Below are 25,510 nucleotides of genomic sequence, written 5' to 3' on the forward strand. Positions count from 1 at the left end.
GTAACAGTACACATGCTTATCATGATGGCTGTGGAACATCGCATATGCAGACCTTCGTGCTCGCGACGAACTCCGAGACAGTCAGCCAGACACTGTGTTCGTACCTCGAAGGCGTCCTCGACCCGGACGACAGCGTCTACGCGGTCAACTCACAGCGCGGTGGTGACAGCACGTCATCGACAGCGGTCGCCGACGGGAAAGCCGCACTCGAAGTCGTCTCGGACCGACTGGGCGATCAAGTGTCTGTCGAGACCTATCAGATAATCCGCGGCAACAGCCCGGCGACGGACATCTTCGACATCGCCGAGGAGATCGATGCCGACGAACTCGTTATCGGCGTCCGCAAGCGGAGCCAGACCGACCGACTCATCTTCGGCAGCGTCGCGCAGGACATCATGCGGCAGTCCGACTATCCGATGCGGGTCGTTCCCCGGGAGTGAGTAGCCACTGGCCGCTGACAACCGACCGCAAAGAAACCGAAAACTGAGTAGCCGGGTTATTCGGCCGACTCGTAGTCGTCGAAAGCGTCGATTTCGACGCCTTCGTCGGTGATTTCGGCAAGCACGACGCCGTTGCCGGACCCGGTGTCACGCTCGGCCGCGGCGTTGACGGCTCGGATCGCAAGACCGCGGGCCTCGTCGAGGGTCATCTCGGGGTCGTACTGCCCCTCGATGGTCCCCGTTGCGACCATCGTCCCGGAGCCGGTGACGGTGTAGTCGTCTTCGAGCACACCACCGGCTGGGTCGACGCTGTAGACGTGGCTGCCCTCTTCGTCGACGCCACCGACGATGGGGTTGATGGCGAAGTACGGGCCGCCGCGGGCGAAGTTACCCGCAAGCGTCGCCAGCGCGTGAATCGAGAGCGGTTCGTCGCGGCGGACCTCGTAGAGGTCGGCCTCGGCGCGAAGCGAGCGGATGAACGACTGGGCCCCGCCGACGCTGCCGACCAGCGTCATCGCGGCCGTCGGGTGGATCTGCTCGACCTTCTGGACCTGCTTGTTCGAAACGAAGCGGCCACCGAGAGAGGCACGCCGGTCCGTCGCAATGATGACGCCGTTCTCCGTCGAGAGACCGACGGTTGTCGTGCCGGTCTTGACGACGTTCTCCTCGTCGCGCCCGCCGTCCTCGTTCGGCAGTGTGCCGACTTCGGGTTCGTAGGCATCAGTCAGTCGGTTCTCGGGGTCGTGCATTATTCCTCACCTCCGAGTTCGAACTCTTCAAGCCGCTCGGCGATGTCGTCCTCGGCGAGCTTTTCGAACTGTTCGCTTTCCACATCGATGGTGGCGATGTCGACACCGGTCGCGTCGAGGCCGTCCTCGTTGACCGAGGCCAGCGCCCGGAGCGCGAGTTCGATGCCGCCTTCGAGGTCCATCCCCTCGGCGTACTCCTCTTCGAGGAACGACTGGATGTCTTCGCGGGAGCCGCCGATGGCGACAGCCTGCCACTCGTAGGGCGTCCCCGAGGGGTCCGTCTCGAAGAGGCGCGGTTCGCCGTCCTCGATACCGGCGACCAGCAGCGCGACACCGAACGGGCGTGCACCGCCCGTCTGAGTGTACTGCTGGATGTAATCCGTGATCTCCTTGGTCAGGGACTCGACGGAGGCGGGCTCGTCGTAACGCAGGCGGTTGACCTGTGACTGCCGGCGCGCCACGTCGATAAGCTGGCGTGCGTCGGCCACGTGACCCGCGCTAGCGACACCGACGTGAGAGTCGATCTCGTGGATCTTCTCGATGCTGTCGCGCTCGATGAGCGGCGACCGGGCGTGGCGGTCGGCGGCGATGACCACGCCGTCCTCGGTGCGGACCCCCACGCTGGCGGTTCCGCGCTTGACGGCTTCTCGTGCGTACTCGACCTGATAGAGGCGTCCGTCCGGGGAGAAGATGGTAATCCCGCGGTCGTAGGCCTGTTGTTCGTTTCCTTGCATAATGTATCGTGTTGTTGTTCACCTGAGGTTAGGGTTGCTCTTATATAACCGTATCGCGGGCCGCTGCCCTCAGAACAGCGGCAGGTCGCCGGTGACGCGGTCCACCAGCTCGTCCTCGGCGGGGCCGACGGCGAGTGCCGTAACAGTCCCCGGATCGAGCTGTGTGTGGCCGGCGTCCCGGACGACCGCATGCGGCAGGCCTTCGCGCTCGGCCACGTCTGCGAGTTCGAACAGCTCGGACTCGCTGGTGGCCTTCAGGACGACTTTCTTCTGCCCCGCGCCCTTCCAGGCTTTCCGGGGTTTCGGGCCGGCGTCCTCGTAGGCCGACAGCGAGGCGTGGGCAACCTGGGCGGCGAGCTTGCCCTCGCCCATGCCGATGTCGGCCCGCGCGACGATAGCCTGCTTCATACGATTACATGGCCACCCGTACTTAAACTCCCGTCGGACTCCCTCCACGGTTGCACATACCACAGAGTACATACGCCGTGGCCGAGCACACCCCGGAGATGCCCTCCACCATCCGGACATTCCTCTTGCGACCGGGGTCGTTCTTCGAACAGCGGCGTGAGCGGCTGAACGGATACCGTGGCGGTGCCTTCGCTCTTGGGATCGCCGTCGCCGTAACAGCCATTCTCGGAGTCTCGCTGCGGCTGTTCGCCACACAGTTCACCGGCACTGTCGAGCGAGACAACCCCGCACGGCCGCCGGACCAGATGTGCGAAGACGGCGGCGTCGGCGGAATAACCGTTTCCGGCTGTGACGAACCGGCAACGCAAACTGTCGAAGTCGGGTCGCTCATCTGGGACTATGCGACTGAGGTCCTTCCGGGGCTGTTCGTCGGTTTCATCATCGTCTGGATCGGATTGATGATCGGTCTGTATGTCGGCGCAAAGCTAGCCGGTGGCTCCGGCCGGTTCGGCGAGACAGCGGAGATCACTGCCTGGGGACTGCTGCCCTCCGTGGTCGGCGTTGCCGCAGGCGGTGCTGCACTCGTCTTTTTCGCTGCCAATACCGATCTCTCTGCATCTTCGCCGGAACTGCTGCTCGAACAGGTTCGGCGTCTCCAGAACGGCCTTTCGGGGCTCGTCTTTCTCGCGATACAGGTCGGGACCGCAGCCTGGCAGGCGTACGTCTGGGCCGGCGGCCTCAGAGTCGTTCACGAGATCAGCAGGTACGCGGCGGTCGCCATCGCTGTCATCGTTGCGACGCTACCCGTGATCGCCTCATAAGAATCGGGGAGTTTAGGCTTCCGGCCGCACACGCCACTCTCATGATACTCTCAGATGCGGATATTCTCCGACGGCTGGAGCAGGGTGACCTTGTCGTCGAGCCGCTCGACGACCCGGACATCCAGATTCAGCCCGCCAGCGTCGATCTCCGCCTCGGGCATGAGTTCCTGGAGTTCCAGCACGCCAACATCCCCTGTATCCACCCGAACTCCGAGGACGAAGTCGCCGATTACGTCGAGGAAACCGTCATCGAGGAGGGCGGGGAGTTCATCCTCCACCCCGGTGATTTCGTGCTTGGGACGACCCACGAACGGGTCGCCATCCCCGACGACCTCATCGCCCACGTCGAAGGGCGCTCGTCGCTGGGCCGGCTGGCAATCGTAGTACACGCGACGGCTGGCCTGTGTGACCCCGGCTACGAGGGTCAGATCACGCTCGAACTGTCGAACCTCGGCACCGCGCCGGTAGCGCTCACGCCTGGGATGCGAATCTCGCAGCTTACGTTCACGGAACTCAAGACGCCCGCTGACCGTCCGTACGGGGCCGAACGCGGCTCGAAGTATCAGGGCCAGTCTGGGCCGCAGGCGAGCAAGATACAGGGAGATAGAGAATTTGGAGGCGACCAATAGTGCGATTCATCGAGGAAATCGTCGTCGACGACTTCCTGCCGACGTTTCGCTCGCTGCTGGCCGACGCTCTCAGAGAGCGCGGGCTGACGCAGTCCGAGGTCGCCGACCTGCTGGGAATCAGCCAGAGCGCGGTGTCGAAGTATGTCCACGGCGACGTGGCGCGCCACGAGGACCTGCTGGCCCACCGCGGGCTGGAAGAGCTGGTTGAGCGGCTGGCCGACGGGCTGGCAAATGGCGATATGAGTTCCGTTCAGGCGCTGGTCGAGACAGAAGTGTTCATCCGCGAACTCGAACAGGGCGGTGTCCTCGCACAGTTACACGAGGACGCGGTCCCGGAACTGGGCGACTACGACGACGAGTTCGCCGTCCACGACCCGGACTCACAGCTTCGGACGGCCGAGCGGACGCTCGCCTCGGTGCGGCGCGGACTCAGTGTGCTGGAAAACACGAGCGGGTTCGCGACGCTCATCCCGGCGGTGGGGTCGAACCTCGTTCAGTGTCTCCCTAGCGCCGACAGCATCGATGACGTGGCCGCCGTCCCGGGGCGAATTCTCGACGTGAAAGGGCGGGCAACGATTCCGGCGGACCCGGAGTTCGGCGTCAGCGAGCACGTCGCGACGCTGTTGCTGGCGGCGCGGGCTGCCGGAAGCGACGCCCGCGCGGTGTTGAACGTCCGCTACGACGAGTCTGTCGTGGCCACGCTCCGAGACGCGGGCCTCACCGTCGTCGAGTTCGATGCCGAGGAGAGCGTCGAACCGGCCGTCGCGGCTGCGCTGGCTGACGACCCGGGGGCCGACGTGCTCTATCACACTGGCGCGATGGGGATCGAGCCGGTGGTGTACCTGCTCGGGGACGACGCCGTATCGGTCGCCGAAACGGCGCGCGAAATCCTGTGACCGACGCGCAATCGTTCTACGGCCGGTGGGCGCAAGTGTACGACTGGGTAGCGAATGCGCCGGGTGTGGCGTCCTGGCGCGACCGAGCGGCGGACTCGCTGGCGCTTGCACCCGGCAATACCGTCGTCGAAATGGGCTGTGGCACGGGCGCGAACGTCCCCCATCTCCGCGAGCGAGTCGCTCCGGCGGGTCGAGTCGTCGGCATCGACGTGACGCAAAAAATGCTCGACCGCGCCCGCGAGCGGTCCGCGCGGACGGGCGAAAGCGTACACTACGTGCAGGCCGATGCCGCCCGTCCGCCGATTCGAGAGGCCGATGCCGTTCTGGCGACGTTCGTCGCCGGCATCTTCGAGGACCCCGCGGCGGCGGTCGACGCGTGGTGTGACAGCGTCGGCACCGGCGGCCGTGTCGCCCTGCTGAACTTCCAGCGGAGCCCCAGCGCCCTCGCCGCGCCGCTGAATCTCGTGTTCGAGGGGTTCGTCCGCCTCTCCGCGCCGGGGACGCGGCTCTCCACGCGGTCACACGCTAGCGCGTTCGAGCGACGGGTGCGGGCGGCCCGCGACCGAATCACCGAGCGGACGGTCGACCGGCGGTACGAGACGATGGCCGGCGGCTTCGCCGGACTGCTCAGCGGGACTGTGCCCTGACGGGACGGCCGAATCGCTATGGCCGATACCGCTCGGCGTGCTCCGGACAGAACTGGGGCTCCCGTAGCTGTGCGGCGACGACGTCGGGCTGGCGGTGGGAGTTGTGGAGCCGGCATGTTTCCTCGTCACAGAACGCCTCGCCAGTGTCGAGGTAGTGGCAGGCCTGCAGGACGTACCCCTTGAGCGCGTCGGTCGTCCGCGGGTCGTCCTCGACGAGGAACTCGCCCTCGACTTCGTTTTCGAGTACCTCCCGGGGCGGTGCGCCGCCGCCGAGCAGAGCGTGTTTCTGCTGTTCCTTGTAGTACTGTTCAGGTTTTGCGGGGGCCTCGTACAGCCCCGGCACCGAGACGACCGCGGGCTGTCCGAGGACGTTCACGCGCTTGTGCCAGCGGCCGTCATGGTCGCCCCAGGTCCCGACGACGCGGTCCAGCAGCGGGACGTGGAGGTGGTCGAGTGACCGCTCGGACTCGGGAATTCGTTCGTGGAGCGCCCGCTGGACCGCCAGCCCGTCGTAGATGACGCCGCCGGCCCGTTCGGGGGACTCCAGCGCTCGCTCCTCGTACCGGACGATACCCAGCATCGTGTTCCCGGTCTCGCGGTCGTACGGCGAGAGTACCCGCGCCTCCGCGAACGATTCCGCCAAGTCCGAGTCACCGTGCAGCGAGAGAAACCGGTCCCGGACGGAGACAGTGGCCTCGATCCGCGCGTCGAGCCAGCCGGCGATGGCGTCGGCGTCGGCGACCGTCGTCGGGGCGCGATATAGCGTGACGGACTCCATTTTATTTGCCAGTGGTATTGGTTGGTAATACCGTTTGTGCATCGGGGATCACTGCGCATTGAGGTGCAAAATAGAGAGTCAGAGTGAGCGAGCCAGTGTGGTGTTTCAGACGAGAGACGGGCACCGATCGCAGTGCTGGACAGGACCGCCACCGGACAGACTGAGCCGTTTCAGTCGGGCGTCACTGCTTCGGTTCGTGCGGGAGTGCCGTCGGGTCCGCAGTGAGCGCGTCGATGCAATCGGTGACGGACCACGTCGTCTCTCCGTCAGTACACGGGTAGACCCCCACGAGATCGTCGTCCGCGTAAACGGCGACGGCTATCATCGGGAGTCGCAGCACCTCCGTACTGCCGCCGACAAGTAGCGACGAGGTCCGCGTCTCAAAGGGTGGTCGAAGACTCAGTCCCCGTTCGGTCGCCCACTGTTCGTACCGGTCGACAGTCTCCAGCACCTCGCCGTGTTCGCTCCGCTGGGACACGGGAATTTCCTCGGGCCACGTCTGGATATCGAAATCATCGACAACTCCCGTTGCGGCGAGTTCTGTGAACCGGTCGATAGCTGTCGTTCGGGGACCACAAACCGGCCGTCGACTCCAGAGGTGGACCGCGATCTCGCCGCCGACTGGCTCGTCAGACCCGTGGTTGTCGCTCCGCTGCATCTCTTCGGGCATTGGTTGATAATCACTAACATAATTGTCGCACGCTTGCATAATTGTTTGTATTAGTGCGATATTATGGCCTGAATGAGTAACTAACTCCGAAAAAGACAGACGCTTAAAAACCAGCGGGACGTGGGGAGGATTTCAGTCGTCAGCAGGGGTTGCGTCGCGACTCGTAACGTCGACCGGCTCGGCGTCGACTTCAAGTTCATCAAGCGCGACCTGTGCGGCGCGCTTGCCGGAGACGAGCATGGCACCGAACGTCGGCCCCATGCGCGGGAGGCCGTAGGTGGTCGCGGTGGCCATGCCAGTAACGACGAGGCCGTCGTGTGCAAGACCGGTGTGTTCGACGACAGCGTCCTCGCTCTCGCCGACCCACATCGAGTCATGGCCGGGCGAGTCGTGGCCGGGCGCGCCGTAGGTGTCGTCGTCGGTCTGGTCCATGCCGCTGGCTTCGTCTTCGAGGCCCGGCGCGTTGAGGACGCCGCGCTCGTCGAGTTTCTTGACAGCCATCGCGTCGTGGCCCGTCGCGTCGATGACGAGGTCAGCCTCGACGGCAATCGGGTCGACGCAGGTGATTTCGCGGGGTAGCGCATGGACCGGCGTCCAGTTCATCACGATACCGCCGACACGGTGATCCTCGCGGATGACGATGTCGGTGAACTCCGTCATGTTCTGCATCTTCGCGCCGGCGTCACAGGCGGCCTTGATGAGGCCGGAACAGGCCTCCGGACCGTTAGCGACGTAGAGGCCCTCGCTGTCCTTGGATTGCTTGTGGTCGACTTCGAGTTCGTCGAGCACCTGCTGGGCAGGGTCCCGGACAGTGACCTTGTTCATCAGGAAACCGCCGAGCCAGAAGCCGCCGCCGAGGTAGTTGTTCTTCTCGACGACCATCACCTGCACGCCTCGCTCGGCGAGTTCCTTCGCAGCCATCAGCCCCGATGGGCCGCCGCCGACAATGATGACATCGGAGTCCGAGAAGTCCATGAACTCCTCGGTCCATTCCTGCCCGATTGCGCGTGTGACTTCCGCCTCGCCGACGTCGCTGAACTGTTCGAATGAATCGGAATCGCTCATACCACTTAGTGATATTCATTGGTGATACATAGTCGTTCTGATGCAGCTATCGGTCGCTGTTCACACAGCATCAGGGAGAAATAGCCGCCGTCAGGCCCAGGCGCTCAGTCCATCAGCGGTCAGTACGTCCGTGCCGCCATCGGGTTGGCAGACAGCCCACCGCGAGTGGTCCGCGTCCTCGGGAAACAGGTGCTCAGGGACCAGCGGCATCGGCACGGGTGGGTAGCCGCCGCGCCGCATCGCCGTCGGCCCCGGGAATCGCTCGACTACATCGCCGCCCGCTGTCACCTCGAACTGCCCGTTGTCTGCCCGGCGATAGGCGTGCTGGAAAGCGTGGCGGCCGGCATCGGCGAGCGAATCGACGTGTTTGAGAACGGCGACCACTTCCGTTCCGACACCGAGTTCGAGTCTGGGTCGTCCTTGATCGACTTTGACCTCGCGCCACTGGAGGTCATCGGCCGGTGCTCGCGCACAGGCGTATGTGCCATCAGAGAGCGGGACGCGGTCGGGGCCGTTGTAGAACTGCCGTCCGTCGGGGCCGTCGGCGGCCAGACAGGTGGGCTCACCCAGAACGGTGGCGACCATCTGGGTCAGTGTTGTTCCCATCGCCTCTGTCGACGGGACCACGAACAGACAGTCCCGCCCCTCCCGAACCGCATCGACAAACCGGGGAATGAGTCCATCGGGGCCGACGTTAGCTTCGGTCAGTGGTTCGACAGCGATCGGCCGCGGATCTGTCGCATCCACGAGACCGACCGCGTCGTTGTTCGGCGTCGCGAGCGCGGGCGGTCGGCCGCTATCGTCACGTACCGCCACATCGTAGCCGGCCCGCTCGCACAGCGAAACACCGTGGTCCCGGACCGATGGGTAGATGAGCATTCGCCCTTCGTAAGGGCGCTTCCCGTTTGAACCCTCGCCACTGATACCGGGGCGTTGCGTGGGCTACCGGCCCCTGCTCAGGTAGTCGCGGTAGCGGCCAGTGTCGAGAGCGTATCGGCGGCCCGAAGATCGTCGATAGTGCAGTACCACGCGCCTCGGAGGCCGTGCTGGTCGTTCTCGACAGGGGCGTCGAGCGGCACGAGGTCGTCTAGTTCGAACACCACGACGTTGTCCGTCTCCGAGAACGAGTCAATGAGGGCTCCCCAGTCGTCCGCGTCCATCGGTCCCGGGCCGCCACGGGTCTGATCCGTTCGATCGGTCACCGGGGCGTAGTGCGTGACCGCCGAGACCGGCGCAGTCCGGTAGAACGCCATGTAGTCGAACGACTCTGTCGTTCGGTCGTAGGACTCTGGTGACGGATAGAAGCCCTGTCGACAGCGTTCGAACGTCTCTGTCTGTGCGGCGACGACACAGACCCGGGCCCCACCGGGTGCGTCGTCGGCCGGTGTATCCTCGGTAAAGCGGTCGAGGTCCATACCCGACCCTTAGCCCGAACACGGAAGTACACCCCGCCAGTGGCGGCAGGACACTGATATGCACGCAGGCCTGCATCATCGCTATGGCACAGCTACTCGTCTGCCAGCAGTGTGACACCGGCTTCGAGTATGACGCACCGGCGTTCAGCGCGACGTGTCCGGACTGTGGGCATCGACACCAGCCCCGAACTGGGTGCTGTTAGCGTCAGCGTACTGGTCGCAACCCCCGCAGCTACAGGTACGCCACCAGCGCGTCGGCTAGTTTCTTTTCAGCGCGCCGCAGATGGTCTTCCGCGGTTCGGCGCTGGACCCCAACACGGTCCGCGATAGCCGCCGTTGTCGTCTCGCGCGGCAGTTCGTAGTACCCGTGCTCGTACGCCGTCAGGAACACCTCGCGCTGGCGTGGCGAAAGAGACGGTACCACGTCGCCAGCGGTCACCAGCGGCGCGTCGGGCGTCACTGCCCCGACCTCGCGTTTCGACTCGACAGTGACCTCGAACGCCGACGCTAACGACCGGTACACTGCCGATAGCGCGTCGGAACTAAGCCCCAGCGCCCGGACGAGTTTGTGCCCCTCCGCGTACCGAAGCGGCGGCACGAGCAGACACCCCTCGTCGGCCAGATAGCGCTCGACGGTGTCCGCTAGGTGGACCTTCAGACACGCCTCTGTGACCAGAACCTGCCCATCGTCCGTTTCGAGGCGCTCGGCGATGCCAACAGTCTCGCGGACCTGTTCGACGACCGGCCCGACATCCCCACCGCGGACGTGGAGGAGGTCGCTGTGGTCGGTACACCACAGTTCGATTCGCGTGCCGGTCCCGTCTGTCGCCGTCTCGTAGGTCCCATCACCGGCCACCCGGAACACCGCCTCGTACATAACAACCAATACACATATACATATAAAAACAGTTCCGAACGGAGGGTCTCCGCTATCACGCTAGGGCACGAATAGGAGGGTATGGCACAGCAGTCTTCCCCGGACACCGACCACGACATCGGGACTCCCTCGGAACAGTGGCGCGAGTACCAGGGTGCGCCCACCGGCACCGATATCGAGTGTGAAGGGTGGCGACAGGAGGCCGCGCTGCGGATGCTGAACAACAACCTCGACCCTGAAGTCGCCGAGAATCCGGAGGAACTGGTCGTGTACGGCGGAACCGGGCGTGCGGCTCGGTCGTGGGACGCTTATGACGCCATCGTCGACGAGCTCCGCGAACTCGGCGACACCGAAACCCTCCTCGTCCAGAGCGGCAAGCCGGTCGGTCGGTTCGAAACCCACGAAAAGGCCCCCCGCGTCCTCATCGCGAACTCGAACCTCGTCGGCAAGTGGGACAACTGGGAGCATTTCCACGAACTCGAAGCGAAGGGCCAGATCATGTACGGCCAGATGACCGCCGGTTCGTGGGCCTACATCGGCACGCAGGGCATCATTCAGGGAACCTACGAGACGCTGGCCGCGCTCGCTCGAGAACACTACCCGGACAACGACGGCCTCCGCGGGAAGATTGTCGTCACCGGCGGCCTCGGGGGAATGGGCGGTGCGCAGCCGCTCGCAGTGACGATGAACCACGGCGTCTGTATCGCGGCCGAAGTCGACGAGGACCGTATCGACCGGCGCATCGAGACGGGGTATTGTCAGGAGAAGACCGACGACCTCCCAACGGCTATCGAGCGCGCACAGGAGGCCGCGGCGAACGGTGAGCCCTACAGCATCGGTGTCCACATGAACGCCGCGGATATGCTTGCGGAGATGCTTGAGATGGGGTTCGTCCCCGATGTAGTGACTGACCAGACAAGCGCACACGACGAACTGGAAGGGTACTACCCCGCTGGCTACACCGTCGAGGAAGCCGACCGGCTCCGCGAACGCGACCCCGAGACGTACGTCGCGGAGAGCCTCGATACGATGGCGCGACACGTCGAGGGCATTCTGGAACTGCAGGACAGGGGTGCCATCGCCTTCGAGTACGGCAACAACATCCGCGGGCAGGTCGAGGACCAGCGCGACCTCGACAGCGCGTTCGATTTCCCGGGATTCGTTCCCGCGTACATCCGCCCACTGTTCTGTGAAGGCAAGGGGCCGTTCCGCTGGGCCGCGCTCTCGGGCGACCCCGCGGACATCCATCGGACTGACGACGCAGTCAAGGAGTTGTTCCCGGAGAAAGACGACCTCCATCGCTGGATCGACCTCGCCCAAGAGCAGGTGTCCTTCCAGGGGCTTCCCTCGCGAGTGTGCTGGCTGGGGTACGCGACCGAGGACGGGCTGACCGAGCGCGCCCGCCTCGCGCTCCGTATCAACGAACTCGTCGCCGACGGGGAGATTTCGGCACCCATCGTCGTTACGCGGGACCACTTGGACGCCGGGAGCGTGGCCTCGCCAAACCGCGAAACCGAGGCGATGAAAGACGGAACTGACGCCGTTGCCGACTGGCCGATCCTGAACGCCCTGCTGAACTGTGCGGCTGGCGCGGATATCGTCAGCGTCCACGACGGCGGCGGCGTCGGCATCGGTAACTCACTCCACACGAACAACCACGTCGTCCTCGACGGGTCTGATCTCGCAGCCGAGAAGGCTCGCCGCGTGTTCACGACCGATCCCGGGATGGGCGTCATTCGCCACGCCGACGCCGGCTACGAGATCGCACAGGACATCGCCGACGAGAACGACGTGGCGGTCCCGATGCGCGACCGCAACCGCGACCGATGACCGACCTGACAGACCCGTCGCCGTGGACCGGCCCGTCCGGCGACCCAAACGACGAGCAGTTCGGTGACATCGTCGAGACGGCCACGCTCGCGACCGCTTCCGAGTACGACGCTGTGCTGGTGGGCGAGCCGTACGACGGGGCCGTCATCGGACGGCCGGGGGCGCGTGCCGGCCCGTCGGCCCTCCGACGCGAACTCAGCGGAACGAAGACCCATCACATCGAACGTGGGCCGGTCCACGCAGTCGCCGACCTCGGCGACATCGAGATTCCGGCTGGCGATGTCGAACAGGTCCAGCGTGCCGTCCGTTCGGTAACGGACCGGGTCCACGCAACGAACGCGATACCGGTGTTTCTCGGTGGCGACAACTCGCTGACGTTCCCGAACACCGCACCGCTGGTGGCTGATGGCACTGTCGGCGCGATCAGCTTCGACGCCCATCTCGATTGCCGCGCCGTGCAAGACGAACCGACGAGCGGGACGCCGTACCGTCAGCTCCACGATGTGGGCCTCGACACGCTGGCCGTCGTCGGCGCGCGTCACTTCGAAACCTCGACAGCGTACCACGACTACCTCGCCGAGCAGGGCGGGACAGTCTTGCCGCCGGAGTCGGTGGCCGGCGACCCCATTGGCGCGGCTGACGACGCTCTCGCCGCACTGGGCGACGTAGACGCCGTCTATGTCAGTCTGGACCTCGACGTGCTCGACGCCGCGGCCGCACCGGGCGTGAGCGCGCCGACACCGGGCGGCCTCTCGACACGAGAGCTGTTCCGGATGCTGGGTCGCGTGGCGTCCGACGACCGCATCGCCGGGTTCGAAGTGGTCGAGTGCGCGCCGCCGCTTGATGTCGGGAACCGGACCGCGTGTGCCGGGGCCCGTGCCGTCGCGCACTTCCTCAGCGGCCTGGGAGGTGACCGATGACAACTCTCGACGCTGTGGTCTACGGCGCGGCCGAACTCGTCGCGGGCCCGGCGGCGGACGGCCGCGGTCTGGAGACCTACGAGGATGGCGCGGTCGCCATCGTTGACGGCACGGTCGCCGCTGTCGGTCCGACGGCGGAGGTAACCGCCGAGTACCCGCCGGAGAGCGCCAGTCACGCTGTCGATGCCGGCGGGCAGGCTGTCGTTCCGGGCTTCGTCGACCCCCACACCCACGGGCTGTTCGCCGGCGACCGCTCTGACGAGTTCGCCGCCAAACTGCGCGGGAAGTCCTATCAGGATATCCTCGCCGAAGGCGGCGGCATCCTCCGAACGGTCCGAGCGGTCAGGGACGCCGACGAGGAAACGCTGCTGTCGAACCTGCTGGCCCATCTCGACACCATGCTCGCCCACGGGACGACGACAGTCGAGGTGAAGTCCGGCTACGGGCTCGACACGGAGACAGAGCTACGGATGCTCCGGGTTATCGACAGCGCCGACGACATCCATCCCGTCGATGTGGTCCCGACGTTCATGGGCGCACACGCGGCCCCCGAGGGGTGGAACGCCGACGACTACACCGCGGCGGTCGTCGACGAACAGATTCCAGCGGTCGAGTCACAGGGCATCGCCGAGTTCTGCGACGTGTTCTGCGAGGAGGGTGTATTCTCAGTCGCGCAGTCCCGGCGGGTCCTCGAAGCAGGCGCGGCCGCCGGACTGACGCCGAAGGTCCACGCCGAAGAACTGGCCCATATCGGCGGGACGCAGCTAGCGGCGGACGTGGGCGCGGCCAGTGCCGATCACCTCCTCCACGCGACAGAAGCGGACATCGACGCGCTGGTCGACGCCGACGTGACGCCGGTGTTGCTTCCTGGGACGGCGTTCGGGCTCGGCGCAGCGTACGCGGATGCGACGGCGTTCAGCGACCGGGGTGCACCCGTCGCGGTAGCGACAGATTTCAATCCAAACTGCCACAGCCACAGCATGGGCTTTGCGCTGTCGCTGGCCTGCGTCGAGATGGGGCTGACGCCGGCCGAAGCGCTAATCGCTGGAACGAAACACGCCGCGCTCGCGCTGGACAGGACCGATGGACTGGGGACGCTCCGCGAGGGTGCGCCCGGTGACGCCGTCGTCCTTGCCGCGCCGAGTCACGTCCACATTCCGTACCAGTACGGGACCAACGTCGTCGACACCGTCCTGAAAGACGGGTCGGTCGTCAGCACCCCAACACATGAGTCATACCACCGGGAGGGACAACCATGACCGCCGACGTTGTCCTTGACGGCGAGTCGCTCACACCCGCCGACGTGGTCGCCGTCGCCCGGAACGGCGCGACCGTCACAGTTGCCGAAACCGCCCGCGAGCGAATCCGCGAGTCCCGCGAGCGCGTCGAGAGCGTGCTGGACAGCGGCGAGGCGGTGTACGGCGTCACCACCGGCTTCGGCGACCTCGTCGACGAGCGCATCCCACGCGATGACCTCGATGCCCTCCAGCGGAACCTCCTGCGAAGCCACGCCGCCGCGGTCGGCCGGGAGTTGACGACCGAGGAGGTCCGAGCGATGATGGTCACGCGGGCGAACACGCTGGCGAAAGGGTATTCGGGCATCCGCGAGTCCGTTGTCGACCTGCTGGTAGCGATGCTCGACGCGGGTGTACATCCAGTCGTCCCGTCGCGGGGCAGCCTCGGCGCGAGCGGTGACCTCGCCCCGCTCGCACATATGTCGCTGGTACTCATCGGCGAAGGGGAAGCCGAGGTCGAGGGGGAACGACTCCCCGGCGACGAGGCGCTTGACGCGGCCGATCTCGAACCGGTGACGCTCCGGGCCAAGGAGGGGCTGGCGCTCATCAACGGGACGCAACTGACCGTCGGCGTCGCCGCGCTCCTCCTCGACGACGCTGAACGACTGGTCACTGCCGCCGACGTCGCCGGCGCGCTCACGACGGAGGTGACCCTCTCTTCGACAGTGCCGTCCCACGAAGCCATCACTGCCGTCCGGCCCCACGCTGGCCAGGCCGCGAGTGCACGAAACGTCCGGCGACTGACGGCCGACTCCGACGTGGTCGAGTCACACCGAAACTGCGACCGCGTGCAAGACGCCTATGCGATGCGCTGTCTGCCGCAGGTCCACGGCGCGGTCCGTGACGCCGTTGCCCACCTCCGGGAAGCCGTCGAGGTGGAACTCAACAGCGCGACGGACAATCCGCTGGTGTTCCCCCGCGAAGACGAGCGCAGTGAATCCTCGGGCCGAGCGAGCAGGAGCGACCGACGTGAAGCGAGCGAGGCAAGCGCTGTGAGCGTCGACGATCGGGCCTCCGGCTCCGACAGCGCGGGCGTGCTCTCCGGCGGGAACTTCCACGGCGCGGTACTCGCTATGCGTCTCGACTATCTGACGAACGCGCTCACCGAACTCGCGGCCATCTCGGAGCGCCGGACCGACCGGATGCTCAACCCCAATCTGCAGGAGCCACACCTCCCGCCGTTTCTCACCGAACAGAGCGGCGTCCGTTCGGGCTACATGATCGCCCAGTACACCGCCGCGGCGCTGTTGAACGAATGTCGGTCCTTCGGCCGGCCCTCGATGGACAACACCCCCGTCAGCGGCAATCAGGAGGACCACGTCAGCATGAGCGCGCAGTCGGCGTATCTGGCCCGGAAAACGGCGCGAAACACCGCTGCGATCCTCGGTGTCGAGCTATGCTGTGGAGCGCAGGCCGCCGATTTCGTCGACGAAGACCTCGAACTGGGCGTCGGGTCCGCCGAAGCCTACGACGCCGTCCGTGCAGTGGTCCCGAAGCTGACGGCGGACCGCCCAGTCCACGAAGACATCGAGGCCGCGGGCGCGCTCGTCGAGTCACCGGCCTTCACCGAGCGGGTTGCTGCGGCGCTCGACGAAGAGCTAGAGTGAGCCGTCCTCAGGACCCGAGCCCCAGGTCCGCGGTACCCGCCGCTCCCTGATAGCGGTCGCGGTCGTCCCAGTCGGCGATGCTCGAATGCGTCTCCCGGACGGCGGTTTCGAGGTGCGCCTGCGTTATCTCCGAGCCGTCTCGCAGAGCGTGGCGCGCCGCGTCCTCGGCGACGAGTTCGAGGTCGCTGGCGGCGTAGCCAGCCGTCGGCTCGACGATGGCGTCCCAGTCGATATCGCTGGCGACGGGCCGGTCCTGCAAGTGGATCTCCAGAATCTGCTTGCGAGCCTCGGCGTCCGGCGGCGGGACCTCCACACGCTCGTCGAACCGGCCAGAGCGCCGCAGCGCCGCGTCGATGTCCTCGACGAAGTTCGTCGCGGCGACCACGACGATGTCCTCGGCCGCCGCGCCTTCGAGTTCGGTGAGCAGTTGATTGACCAGTTGTTGCTCGCTCGTGTTCATCGAGCCGCGACGCGAGCCCGCGATGCCGTCGATTTCGTCGATGAACAGCACGCAGGGGGCGTTCGCGCGGGCCACCTCGAACACCTCGGCGACGTTGCGGGCTGGCTCACCCATCCACTTACTCGTCACGTCCGCGGGGCTGATTTCGACGAAGCTATGTTCGAGCTCGCCCGCGAGCGCGCCGGCGAGGTGGGTCTTCCCACAGCCGGGCGGGCCGTACAGCAACAGCCCGGCGAGCACGTCGATGCCGTACTCGGCGTAGGCGTCGGCGTTCTGAAGCGGGTCGAGGACCGTGTCTTCGAGCCGGTCCTTCAGTTCGCCCATCCCGCCCACGTCGCCGAAGTCCCGTCCCGGATCAGTCTCGACCAGCGAACTGGCCTGTAGATCGACGCCGTCGGGCTGGACGACGCCGTTTTCGGCGACCATCTCGGGGTCGACCCAGTCCGGAATGCTGGTGTCGGTCTCTGTGGCGGCCTGCATGAGATGGTCCGTCCCGATCGGGGCGTCCGCCCGCAACGCCTTCCGGGCGGCGTCCTCGGCAATGAGTTCGATGTCGCTGGCCGCGAAGCCGGCCGTCTCCTCGACGACTGGGTCGAGGTCGATATCGGCAGCCGTCGGTCGGCCGGCCAAGTGAATCTCCAGAATCTGCTTTCGAGCTTGCGGGTCCGGTGGGGGGACCTCCACCCGCTCGTCGAACCGGCCCGAGCGGCGGATGGCGTCGTCCACGTCCTCGACGAGGTTCGTCGCGCCCAGCACCACCACGTCCTCGTCTGCGATGCCCTCGAGTTCGGTGAGCAATTGATTGACCAGTTGCTGCTCGCTGCTGTTCATGTTGCTGTCGCCGTCGCGTGCGCCGGCGATGCCGTCGATCTCGTCGATGAAAAGGATACATGGGGCGTTCGCACGGGCGATCTGGAACAGCTCCTCGACCTTCTGTGCGGGTTCGCCCATGTACTTGCTCGTCACGTCGGCGGGCGTGACCTCGATGAAGGCGTGGTCGACCTCGCCTGCGAGCGCGCCGGCGACGTGGGTTTTCCCACAGCCGGGCGGGCCGTGCAACAGGACACCGTTGACGACGCCGATGCCGTACTCCTCGAAGGCGCTCGGGTCCTGCAGCGGCCGGACGACCTTGTGGTTGAGCGTCTCCAGTAGCTCGGCCATCCCGCCCACATCGGCGAAGCTCCGGGACGGGTTCGGGTCGACCAGCCCGTCGGCTTCCATGTCGACGCCGTCGGGCTGGACCACCGTCCCGTCGTCCGAGGGCTGCTCGCGGTTTATCGAGGGCGCGCCGTCGGTACTGTTCGAGTTGGTATTGCCGCTCGTCCCGGTCGAACTTGATTCGTCGGACTGGTCGATTCGCTCCCGAATGTTCCGTTCGAGCCGGTCCGGATTGACTTCGTAGCCGTACTCGGCCAGCCGGCGGGGTTCGGCGCTCAAAAACTCCGCGAGCCAGCCGTGGCGCTGTAGCTCTTCGGTCGGGGCATCGGGGTCCCGGAAGGTGACGAGCTTCACGTCCGTGCTGTCGGGTGAGTGGTACTCGGCAAGCCAGAAGGGGAGATACAGGCGGTCGACGCCAGTCACGCTGTCGAATCCGTCGGGGTCGAAATCCCCGGGGAGCCCGTAGGATTCGCGCAGTTTCCGGAGGAATACGTTGGCCGTGCCGGAGGCGGCGTTCTGTTGTTGGTCGCGGTACTCCGCGACACGCTGGGGCAGTAACGCTCGGGCGTCGTCGTCAGTAACCTGAAACTGCAGCAGGACAGAGCGGCCAAGCGCCGGGTCGCTGCGGCCGAGGTCGTAGTCGCTGGTCGCTCGGCGGACCACCGCGTCGGTGTCGTCGACGTACTGTGAGACAGCCCGGTCGTTGTCCGCCCAGAGGCCGTCGAGAAACGCCGTTTCGGACTTCGTCGTCGTCCCGAGCAGCTTCCCCTTGCCGGTCTCGTACTCGTAGTCGACTTTGAACACCGGATAGAAGACCCGGTGGAGGCGTTCCAGCTGTTCGGCGTCCCCGAAAGCGGTCATCGTCCGCTGGTCGAGCGTCTCTCTGACGGTCTCCTCCTCTGGTACCCGACGGTCGGCGTAGATGTACGGTGGCAGACTCATTCGAGGTCGCCCTCCCGAATCGTCTGCTCGGCAGCGGTCAGGGCGCTGTCGGCGTCGAACGCGTCGATGGCGTCCTGCTGGGCGTCCGGGTCGCCACGGAGGTTGCGGGCGTGCTCGGTAATGTTCGGGATCGCGCGGATGATGTTGTCGACGATGGGGACCGTCGCCACTTCCGCCGAGCGGCTTCGAGGGTTGAGGTCGATGACGAGTTCCGTCTTGCCCATCTCGCCCAGCGCCTCGGCACGGTCACCGTCTTCCAGCGGGACCAGCACCACGTCCGCCGCGCCGATGCCATCGGCGTCAACCTTCGCGCGCTCGTGGTCAAGGCCGGGGATGCGTCCGTCGGCGGTCAGCCCCTTCACGTCTGTCGCGCCGTGCTCGCGGAGGTAGTCTGCAATGGCCTCGATACGCTTCTCGGTCCGGTTGAACAGGTTCACCTCGAGGTCTGCGCCGGTCACCTCGGCGAGTTCGACGAGTTCGCCGGGGACGAGGGCGGCAGCGTTGCCGTTGACCGAGACGACGGCGTGGTCTGCGGACAGGAGGTGTGCCGCGGCGGCGCGTTCGGCGTCGTCGGCGCTGTCGATAGTGCGCTCACCCAGCAGGTAGTCGAAGGCCTCGCCACGGCCCTGGGCGATGAGGCCCTGCCGGGAGGTGATACCGCGGTCGACGCCCGCTTCGATACGGTGGCGGGTCAAAAGCGACTCGTAGCGGGGGTGGCTCTCAGGGAGATCGACGTCCTCACTCATACGTTCCAGTGATACCTCCCTGTACTAAAGTCGTCCGTCAGGGGCGCGTCTCGGCCGACGTCGTGTGCTTCGACGGAACCGACCACCGGCCGACTCCAGCTACCTCCGGAAAAGATTATCTGCGGGTCAGCACAACTCCGTGCCATGGATACCCGACAGGCGTTGCTTGTCGACGCGTTCGCCGCGGAGCCAACGGCGGGCACACCGACCGGCGTCGTCCCCGAAGCTGACGGACTGACTGACGACCAAATGCAGGCCGTCGCCAGCGAACTTGGGGCCCTCGAAACGGCATTCATCTTACCAGCGGGAGACGCCGACCGCCGACTTCGCTGTTTCTCGCCGACCGAGGAACTAACACAGGCGGAGACGGCCACAGTTGCGGCTCATGCAGCGCTCTCCGAACGTGGCGAAATCGGCGACGGCGAGTGGACAGTCGCCACCGCCGCCGGCGAAGTCGCTGTCGAGACGAAACAGAACGGGATGGTCTGGGTCGAACAGGGGCGGGCCGACATCACCGAAGTCGACATCCCCTACGCCGATGTCGCGGACGCGCTCGGACTCGACGAGGCCACACTCAAAGACGTGGGTGCCGACCTGCCGCTCGTGACGGCCGACGCGGGCGAGCCGTGGCTCATGGTTCCGGTCAACTACTTCGAGCATCTGAGCAATCTCAGCGTTGACGTGGCTGCCGTCGACTCGCTCTGTGACCGCGCCGACGCAGCCGGCGTGTATCCGTTCACCTTCGACACAGTCGGTGCCGACGCGACGCGCCGGTCGACGTTCCACGGACGAGCGTTCCGGGCCGGGAGCCGAACTGAGGAACCAGTAACCGCGGCGGCGTCGGGGGCCTGCGCGGCGTTCGTCCGCCGCTACGGGGCGCTCGATGACACCATCGAACAGATAATCGCCGAAGGCGGGCATTTCCGTGACCGCCCCGGCACGGTGTCGGTCGATACCGACGGGACAGAGGTGTGGGTCGGCGGGCGCGCTGTCACTGCACTGGACGGCACAGTGACCGTCCCCGCCGTCGATGACGACGATATCATCGAGGCGTGACCGCAGAACCGTACCGGCGGCGTGACTGCCTGATTCACTCGAAATCGAGTGAAGAACGGTCGCCTCACTGGCTGTAACCGGAACTTCCTTAATTGTCGTTGAAGATGATACGAGTGAGTCCATGCCAACACTGTGGCTCGACGAAATCGGTGCCGACGACCTGGCGCGGGTCGGCGGCAAGGCGGCGTCTCTCGGAGAACTGACCGGAGCGGGCCTGCCCGTTCCGTCGGCGTTCGTCGTTACCGCCGACACGTATCGGTCGTTCATCGAAGCAACTGGAATCGACGAGCCGCTGTTCGAGGCCGTCGATGTCGACAGCGACGACTCGCAGGCGCTGGCCGAGGCGGCCGAACGCGCTCAGGAGTTGATCCTGGAAACCGACACCCCGCCGTCGGTCCGCGAGGACCTGCTGGCCGCCTACGACGAGATGGGCGACGAGGACGTGGCGGTGCGGTCCTCGGCGACTGCCGAGGATCTCCCAGACGCCTCCTTCGCCGGCCAACAGGACACGTACCTGAACGTCTCGCGTGCGGACCTCCTGCAGCGGGTCAAGGAATGCTGGGCGTCGCTGTTCACCCAGCGCGCCATCTACTACCGCAACGAGAACGACTTCGCACACGACGCCGTGGACATCGCCGTCGTCGTCCAGCAGATGGTCGACGCGGAGAAGTCCGGCGTCATGTTCACCAGCCATCCCTCGACCGGTGGTCCGACAGCCATCATCGAGGCCGCGTGGGGATTGGGTGAAGCGGTCGTCTCCGGCGCAGTCTCGCCCGACAACTACAGTATCGACCGCGAGACGGGGACCATCGATGAGGTGACCGTCGCCGACAAGAAGGTGATGTGCGTTCGGGGTGAGGACGGGGAGACCATCGAACGCTCCGTCCCGGAAGAGAAGCGTAACGAGCGCGTCCTCTCCGACGAGGAGATTCACCGACTCCTGGAAGTCGGCGAACGCGTCGAGGACCACTACGACACTCCACAGGACGTGGAGTGGGCGGTCTACGAGGGCGAGGTGTATCTGCTCCAGTCCCGCCCGATCACCACCATTGACGACCCCGAAGGAAGCGCCGGCTCGGCCAACGAAGCCGAGAGTCAGCCGCCGGGGGCGAAGTCGGGTGTCGCCGACGGCGGGGCGATGGAGAGCCAGTCGGAGGGAGTTCGGCTCTCCGGAATCGGCTCCGCGCCGGGCCGGGTCACTGGCATCGTCCGCATCGTCGACAAGCTCGACAACCTCGACAAGGTCGAAGACGGCGACATCATCGTCGCCGAGATGACGACGCCGGACATGGTGCCGGCGATGAAACGGGCAAACGGGATCATCACCGACGAGGGTGGGATGACCAGCCACGCCGCTATTGTCTCCCGAGAACTCGGTGTTCCGGCCGTCGTCGGGGCTGAGGACGCGACACAGAAGCTCCGGGACGGCGAAACGGTCACGCTCGACGGAGACAAAGGCACAGTCGAGAAAGGTGCACAAGTACCCGAGACAACTGAGGAGGAGAAAGAGGCCGGGCCGGTCGAGGCACACTCGGCCGTCAAGCCGATGACCGGAACAGAGGTCAAAGTCAACGTCTCCATTCCGGAAGCCGCCGAGCGCGCCGCCGCGACGGGGGCCGACGGCGTCGGCCTGCTGCGAATCGAGCACATGATTCTCTCGACGGACAAGACGCCCTCGCGCTACGTCGAAGACCACGGCGAGCGCGCGTACGTCGACGAAATCGTTGAGGGCGTCCGCTCGGTCGCCGAGGCGTTCTACCCGCGCCCGGTCCGCGTCCGTACGCTCGATGCCCCCTCCGACGAGTTCCGTCAGTTGCAGGGCGGCGAGGACGAGCCCAGCGAGCACAACCCGATGCTGGGCTACCGGGGCATCCGACGGTCGCTCGACCGCCCCGGCGAGTTCAAACTCGAACTCCGGGCCTTCGAGCGCCTGTACGACCTCGGCTACGACAACGTCGAACTGATGCTCCCGCTTGTGACCGACGCCGAGGACATCCTGCGGGCGAAGGCGCTGATGCAGGAGGTCGGCATCGACCCCGAGAAGCGCGACTGGGGTGTCATGGTCGAGACGCCGGCAAGCGCGCTGTCCATCGAAGACATCTGCGAGGCTGGCATCGACTTCGTCTCCTTCGGGACGAACGACCTCACCCAGTACACGCTGGCCGTCGACCGCAACAACGGCAACGTCGCCGACCGATTCGACGAACTCCACCCGGCCGTCCTCGAACTCATGCGGCAGGTCATCGGGACCTGCCGCGAGCACGACGTCGCCACGAGCATCTGCGGCCAAGCGGCCTCGAAGCCACAGATGGTGGACTTCCTCGTCGACGAGGGAGTCACCTCCATCTCGCCGAACATCGACGCCGTGCGTGACGTGCAACACGAGGTCAAGCGCGTCGAACAGCGGCTACTGCTGGAATCGGTCCGCTAGGGACGACAGCCCGGCATAGCCAGCAGGTTTTTTTGCGCCGTTCGCTTCGTTGCGGTATGGCACCCGAATCGACACCGGAAGCCAAGAGTATCAGTTCCGGTGTGTCCTACATCCCCTTCGGCATCCCCGGGCTGGATGGACAGGTCCGCGGGATTCCGACCGGGAGCACGGTCCTGCTGGCCGGGGCCTCCGACGCGGGGGGCGACGCCTTCACCTACACCAGCCTCGCGACACTGATGCTCGCGAAACACCGCCCCGAGATGGTCCCCAACGGTATCGCCCGGCGCAGCGAGGCGATTCCGGAGTCAGTGACCTACATCACGCTCTCGCACGACCGGGAACACGTCTACAGCGAACTCGACGCCGTACTCGACGGCTACCAGTTCGAGACGCTCACGGACAACATGACTGTCGCCGACTTCTCCCAGCGGTTCATGGAGCTGTTGCCGGTCCCGGAGCCGCTGTTCGACGCTCGGCGGAGCGCCGACGACATCGAACAGCCGGATGCGGAGCCGCCCGAGTCGAAACCCTCCGAGGAAACCTTCGAGAAACTGCTGACCGACATCAGCGACCGGGTAAGCGACGCCGCGGAGACGCTCATCGTCATCGACTCGCTGACCGACCTCGAACGGGCGACGGAGTTCGGGCTGCCCCAGAACCACGAGATTGCGTTCCTGATGGGGCTCCGAGAAGCGGTCGTCAACTGGGGGAACGTGGCCTTTGTCAAGCTTGACCGACCCGCCGGCGACGTGCGGTCGGACGAACTCATCCACGGGCTGTTGCACGGCAGCGTTTACTTTTACTCCAACGACAAGGGGTTCGAGACGTATCGGACGATGCGGGTCGGCTCCTTCGGCGGCGCGCTCGATACGGAGCGCCAGACCGTCTTCGAGTCGCTGATTGGCCCCACGGGCTTTCGTGCGAAAGCGACAAAGAAGATCGGGCCGTCGAACTGGTAACTCGACGGTAAAGCGCGCTCCCGCACCGAGTCCGGGTGGCCGTCCTGCCTGACCAGCGTGCTGCCATCAGGAGGAATAAACAGCAGACAACGACACGGACGAGCACAACGGCTAAACCACTCCCCCGCTATACACCCGATAGATGCTCCAGCGGGCAGAGCCACAGGATTTCGATCGCGTCCTCTCGTCGATGTGTACCGTGCCGCATCCGTCGGCACGCGAAGCGGCAGAACGCTTCCTCGCAACGAACCCCGGAGACCCGGGCACGTACGAGACCATCGCCGATCTGGAACGCGAGGCCGTTGACTATCTCGGCGATATCACCGGACTCTCCGACCCCGCGGGCTACGTCGCCTCGGGCGGGACAGAGGCCAATCTTCAGGCGATACGTATCGCCCGCAACCGCGCCGATACGGACGACCCGAACGTGGTCGCGCCCGTCCACGCGCATTTTTCGTTTACCAAGGCCGCCGACGTGCTCGGCGTAGAACTGCGGACCGCGCCGGCGACGGACTACCGCGCCGACATGGCGGCGATGGCGGAACTCGTCGACGAGGACACGGTGTGTGTCGTCGGCGTCGCCGGCTCGACCGAGTACGGCTACGTCGATCCGATTCCGGCCATCGCCGACCTCGCCGAGACGGTCGATGCCCTCTGTCACGTCGACGCCGCCTGGGGCGGCTTCTACCTTCCGTTCACCGACCACGACTGGCACTTCGGCCACGCGGACATCGACACGATGACGATCGACCCCCACAAGGTCGGGCAAGCGGCGGTCCCCGCCGGCGGACTGCTCGCTCGCGACCGGTCGCTGCTTGACGAACTCGCCGTCGAAACGCCGTATCTGGAATCGACGGACCAGCTTACGCTGACGGGCACCCGGTCGGGCGCTGGCGTGGCCTCCGCCGTCGCGGCGATGGAGTCGCTGTGGCCGACGGGCTACGAGCAGCAGTACGAAACGTCGATGGCCAATGCCGACTGGCTGGCCGACCAGTTGTCGGCGCGAGGCCACGACGTTGTCGGCCCCGAACTCCCGCTTGTCGCGGCCGACCTCTCGATGCCGATGACAGACGAACTCCGGGACCGGGGCTGGCGAGTCTCGAAGACCGGGGCCGGCGAAATGCGTGTCGTGTGTATGCCCCACGTCACGCGGTCGATGCTGCGGTCGTTCGTCGCGGATCTCGACTGGTACTGAATCGCTGCCCTCGGCGGGCGCTAAGTCGCGGATCTCGATTAGTACTGAATCGCTGTCTCCGCTCTCGAACATACTGGTATTGAGCGCTCCCGAGAGGACATACGAAGGTTTAGAAGTCCCTGTTTGCTACAGAGAGGCGTGGACTTGGTAGTACCGACCGCATCGTTCATTGCCTTCATCGGCGACTGTACGACCGCCGGCACCCCACTGTCGCCGCTAGAAGAAGCCGTCTGTACGGCCACCGGTCCGACCGGACTGGGCATCATCGCGGTGTACTCGTTCCTGATCGCGTTCATTCTCCCGCTCCCGAGCGAGGTCGTCCTGGTTCCGGCCGAAACCCTTCGGCTTGGACTCTCCACGAACGGGAATCTGGTGGCGATTATCCTCGTCAGTGGCCTCGGAAAGGCCTTCGGCAGTCTCGTCGCCTTCCATATCGGGCAGGAGGCAAAGGAGTACGGCCCACTCGTGCGCTGGATCAAGCGCTCACGGTTCAATCTCGTCGAGTGGTCTGAAAGAAAGACGGTACAGCTTGCACGGAAGTACGGTTACGTTGGACTGGCGCTCGCACTCTGTGTTCCGTTCTTCCCCGATACGATCTCTATCTACGCGTTCACCGTCCTCGAACGCGACTACTATCGGTTCGGCGCGGCGACGTTCTTCGGCAGTGCTGGGCGGCTCGTCGTGACACTCGGGCTTGCCAGCGGCACGCTCGCGTTGCTGTGACCGGAGCGTCGCTCCCACGCCGAAACCAACCCCCTTTTGACCCGTCGGTGGCACACGAA

Annotated in this window: 25 protein-coding genes; 14 read left to right on the forward strand and 11 right to left on the reverse strand. The window is 65.7% G+C overall.

Annotated features, from left to right (window positions below; genetic code table 11):
- Window positions 1–44 precede the first annotated feature (44 nt).
- The gene (locus tag ACYJ11_RS02380) at window positions 45–440 is read left to right on the forward strand and encodes a universal stress protein (RefSeq protein ID WP_421641610.1); all 396 of its coding nucleotides are present in this window, start codon (window positions 45–47) and stop codon (window positions 438–440) included.
- Window positions 441–496: 56 nt separating this feature from the next.
- Here the strand turns inward: ACYJ11_RS02380 and psmB are convergent, their stop codons facing one another.
- From psmB to pth2, 3 genes are all read right to left on the reverse strand, one after another.
- Window positions 497–1,189 (reverse strand): archaeal proteasome endopeptidase complex subunit beta, encoded by a 693-nt coding sequence (gene psmB / locus ACYJ11_RS02385; protein ID WP_188974506.1) that lies wholly within the window; start codon window positions 1,187–1,189, stop codon window positions 497–499.
- Window positions 1,189–1,923 carry an archaeal proteasome endopeptidase complex subunit alpha gene (gene psmA, locus ACYJ11_RS02390; RefSeq protein ID WP_004957832.1) on the reverse strand — a complete coding sequence of 245 codons (735 nt, stop codon included), beginning with the start codon at window positions 1,921–1,923 and terminating at the stop codon, window positions 1,189–1,191. The genes psmB and psmA overlap by 1 nt, the downstream gene beginning before the upstream one ends.
- Before the next feature lie 69 nt (window positions 1,924–1,992).
- Window positions 1,993–2,331 (reverse strand): peptidyl-tRNA hydrolase Pth2, encoded by a 339-nt coding sequence (gene pth2 / locus ACYJ11_RS02395; RefSeq protein WP_004591375.1) that lies wholly within the window; start codon window positions 2,329–2,331, stop codon window positions 1,993–1,995.
- Window positions 2,332–2,408: 77 nt separating this feature from the next.
- On the opposite strand from pth2, the gene ACYJ11_RS02400 reads away from it, so the two are divergent.
- The 4 genes from ACYJ11_RS02400 to ACYJ11_RS02415 are packed head-to-tail and all read left to right on the forward strand — an operon-like array spanning window position 2,409 to window position 5,324.
- Window positions 2,409–3,152: a Yip1 family protein gene (locus ACYJ11_RS02400; protein WP_461646579.1), complete on the forward strand. Its 744-nt coding sequence runs from the start codon at window positions 2,409–2,411 to the stop codon at window positions 3,150–3,152.
- A 41-nt stretch (window positions 3,153–3,193) separates the two neighbouring features.
- The gene (gene dcd / locus ACYJ11_RS02405) at window positions 3,194–3,781 is read left to right on the forward strand and encodes a dCTP deaminase (RefSeq protein ID WP_004591373.1); all 588 of its coding nucleotides are present in this window, start codon (window positions 3,194–3,196) and stop codon (window positions 3,779–3,781) included.
- Window positions 3,781–4,677 (forward strand): thiamine-phosphate synthase family protein, encoded by an 897-nt coding sequence (locus ACYJ11_RS02410; RefSeq protein ID WP_461646580.1) that lies wholly within the window; start codon window positions 3,781–3,783, stop codon window positions 4,675–4,677. The genes dcd and ACYJ11_RS02410 overlap by 1 nt, the downstream gene beginning before the upstream one ends.
- Window positions 4,674–5,324 carry a class I SAM-dependent methyltransferase gene (locus ACYJ11_RS02415; RefSeq protein ID WP_461646581.1) on the forward strand — a complete coding sequence of 217 codons (651 nt, stop codon included), beginning with the start codon at window positions 4,674–4,676 and terminating at the stop codon, window positions 5,322–5,324. The genes ACYJ11_RS02410 and ACYJ11_RS02415 overlap by 4 nt, the downstream gene beginning before the upstream one ends.
- Window positions 5,325–5,340: 16 nt before the next feature.
- Here the strand turns inward: ACYJ11_RS02415 and ACYJ11_RS02420 are convergent, their stop codons facing one another.
- From ACYJ11_RS02420 to ACYJ11_RS02445, 6 genes are all read right to left on the reverse strand, one after another.
- Window positions 5,341–6,102 carry a DUF7001 family protein gene (locus ACYJ11_RS02420; RefSeq protein WP_461646582.1) on the reverse strand — a complete coding sequence of 254 codons (762 nt, stop codon included), beginning with the start codon at window positions 6,100–6,102 and terminating at the stop codon, window positions 5,341–5,343.
- Between the two features lie 181 nt (window positions 6,103–6,283).
- Window positions 6,284–6,772 carry an HTH domain-containing protein gene (locus ACYJ11_RS02425; RefSeq protein WP_188974511.1) on the reverse strand — a complete coding sequence of 163 codons (489 nt, stop codon included), beginning with the start codon at window positions 6,770–6,772 and terminating at the stop codon, window positions 6,284–6,286.
- A 132-nt stretch (window positions 6,773–6,904) separates the two neighbouring features.
- Window positions 6,905–7,837 (reverse strand): sulfide-dependent adenosine diphosphate thiazole synthase, encoded by a 933-nt coding sequence (locus tag ACYJ11_RS02430; RefSeq protein ID WP_005537851.1) that lies wholly within the window; start codon window positions 7,835–7,837, stop codon window positions 6,905–6,907.
- Between the two features lie 90 nt (window positions 7,838–7,927).
- Window positions 7,928–8,716 carry a hypothetical protein gene (locus tag ACYJ11_RS02435; RefSeq protein WP_461646583.1) on the reverse strand — a complete coding sequence of 263 codons (789 nt, stop codon included), beginning with the start codon at window positions 8,714–8,716 and terminating at the stop codon, window positions 7,928–7,930.
- Window positions 8,717–8,793: 77 nt separating this feature from the next.
- On the reverse strand, window positions 8,794–9,252 hold the full coding sequence (locus ACYJ11_RS02440) for a hypothetical protein (protein ID WP_461646584.1): 459 nt from the start codon (window positions 9,250–9,252) through the stop codon (window positions 8,794–8,796).
- Between the two features lie 232 nt (window positions 9,253–9,484).
- On the reverse strand, window positions 9,485–10,129 hold the full coding sequence (locus tag ACYJ11_RS02445) for a helix-turn-helix domain-containing protein (protein WP_461646585.1): 645 nt from the start codon (window positions 10,127–10,129) through the stop codon (window positions 9,485–9,487).
- Between the two features lie 81 nt (window positions 10,130–10,210).
- Between ACYJ11_RS02445 and hutU the strand changes: the two genes are divergently transcribed.
- Genes hutU through hutH form a run of 4 tightly spaced genes read left to right on the forward strand, consistent with a single transcriptional unit; the run spans window position 10,211 to window position 15,781 of the window.
- Window positions 10,211–11,959, forward strand: a complete 1,749-nt coding sequence (gene hutU, locus ACYJ11_RS02450) for a urocanate hydratase (protein WP_461646586.1) — start codon at window positions 10,211–10,213, stop codon at window positions 11,957–11,959.
- Window positions 11,956–12,879: a formimidoylglutamase gene (gene hutG / locus ACYJ11_RS02455; protein WP_461646587.1), complete on the forward strand. Its 924-nt coding sequence runs from the start codon at window positions 11,956–11,958 to the stop codon at window positions 12,877–12,879. Before hutU ends, hutG begins: the two co-directional genes overlap by 4 nt.
- Window positions 12,876–14,138: an imidazolonepropionase gene (gene hutI / locus ACYJ11_RS02460; protein WP_461646588.1), complete on the forward strand. Its 1,263-nt coding sequence runs from the start codon at window positions 12,876–12,878 to the stop codon at window positions 14,136–14,138. The genes hutG and hutI overlap by 4 nt, the downstream gene beginning before the upstream one ends.
- Window positions 14,135–15,781 carry a histidine ammonia-lyase gene (gene hutH, locus ACYJ11_RS02465; protein WP_461646589.1) on the forward strand — a complete coding sequence of 549 codons (1,647 nt, stop codon included), beginning with the start codon at window positions 14,135–14,137 and terminating at the stop codon, window positions 15,779–15,781. The genes hutI and hutH overlap by 4 nt, the downstream gene beginning before the upstream one ends.
- Window positions 15,782–15,788: 7 nt before the next feature.
- On the opposite strand, the gene ACYJ11_RS02470 is transcribed toward hutH, so the two are convergent.
- Window positions 15,789–18,341: an AAA family ATPase gene (locus ACYJ11_RS02470; RefSeq protein ID WP_461646590.1), complete on the reverse strand. Its 2,553-nt coding sequence runs from the start codon at window positions 18,339–18,341 to the stop codon at window positions 15,789–15,791.
- Entirely contained in the window at window positions 18,338–19,087 is a 750-nt protein-coding gene (locus ACYJ11_RS02475) for a 4-phosphopantoate--beta-alanine ligase (RefSeq protein ID WP_461646591.1), read from the reverse strand. Before ACYJ11_RS02475 ends, ACYJ11_RS02470 begins: the two co-directional genes overlap by 4 nt.
- A 144-nt stretch (window positions 19,088–19,231) precedes the next feature.
- Here ACYJ11_RS02475 and ACYJ11_RS02480 point away from each other — a divergent pair, with 144 nt between their 5' ends.
- From ACYJ11_RS02480 to ACYJ11_RS02500, 5 genes are all read left to right on the forward strand, one after another.
- Complete coding sequence (locus tag ACYJ11_RS02480) at window positions 19,232–20,143, forward strand: PhzF family phenazine biosynthesis protein (RefSeq protein WP_461646592.1); 912 nt, start codon at window positions 19,232–19,234, stop codon at window positions 20,141–20,143.
- 121 nt (window positions 20,144–20,264) lie between these two features.
- Complete coding sequence (ppsA, locus tag ACYJ11_RS02485; protein ID WP_461646593.1) at window positions 20,265–22,574, forward strand: phosphoenolpyruvate synthase; 2,310 nt, start codon at window positions 20,265–20,267, stop codon at window positions 22,572–22,574.
- A 56-nt stretch (window positions 22,575–22,630) separates the two neighbouring features.
- Window positions 22,631–23,533 carry an RAD55 family ATPase gene (locus ACYJ11_RS02490; RefSeq protein ID WP_461646594.1) on the forward strand — a complete coding sequence of 301 codons (903 nt, stop codon included), beginning with the start codon at window positions 22,631–22,633 and terminating at the stop codon, window positions 23,531–23,533.
- Window positions 23,534–23,675: 142 nt separating this feature from the next.
- On the forward strand, window positions 23,676–24,728 hold the full coding sequence (gene mfnA / locus ACYJ11_RS02495; protein ID WP_461646595.1) for a tyrosine decarboxylase MfnA: 1,053 nt from the start codon (window positions 23,676–23,678) through the stop codon (window positions 24,726–24,728).
- Window positions 24,729–24,866: 138 nt separating this feature from the next.
- Window positions 24,867–25,451, forward strand: a complete 585-nt coding sequence (locus tag ACYJ11_RS02500; RefSeq protein ID WP_188974525.1) for a YqaA family protein — start codon at window positions 24,867–24,869, stop codon at window positions 25,449–25,451.
- Window positions 25,452–25,510 lie beyond the last annotated feature (59 nt).

The organism is Haloarcula sp. H-GB5 (genome assembly GCF_054850705.1).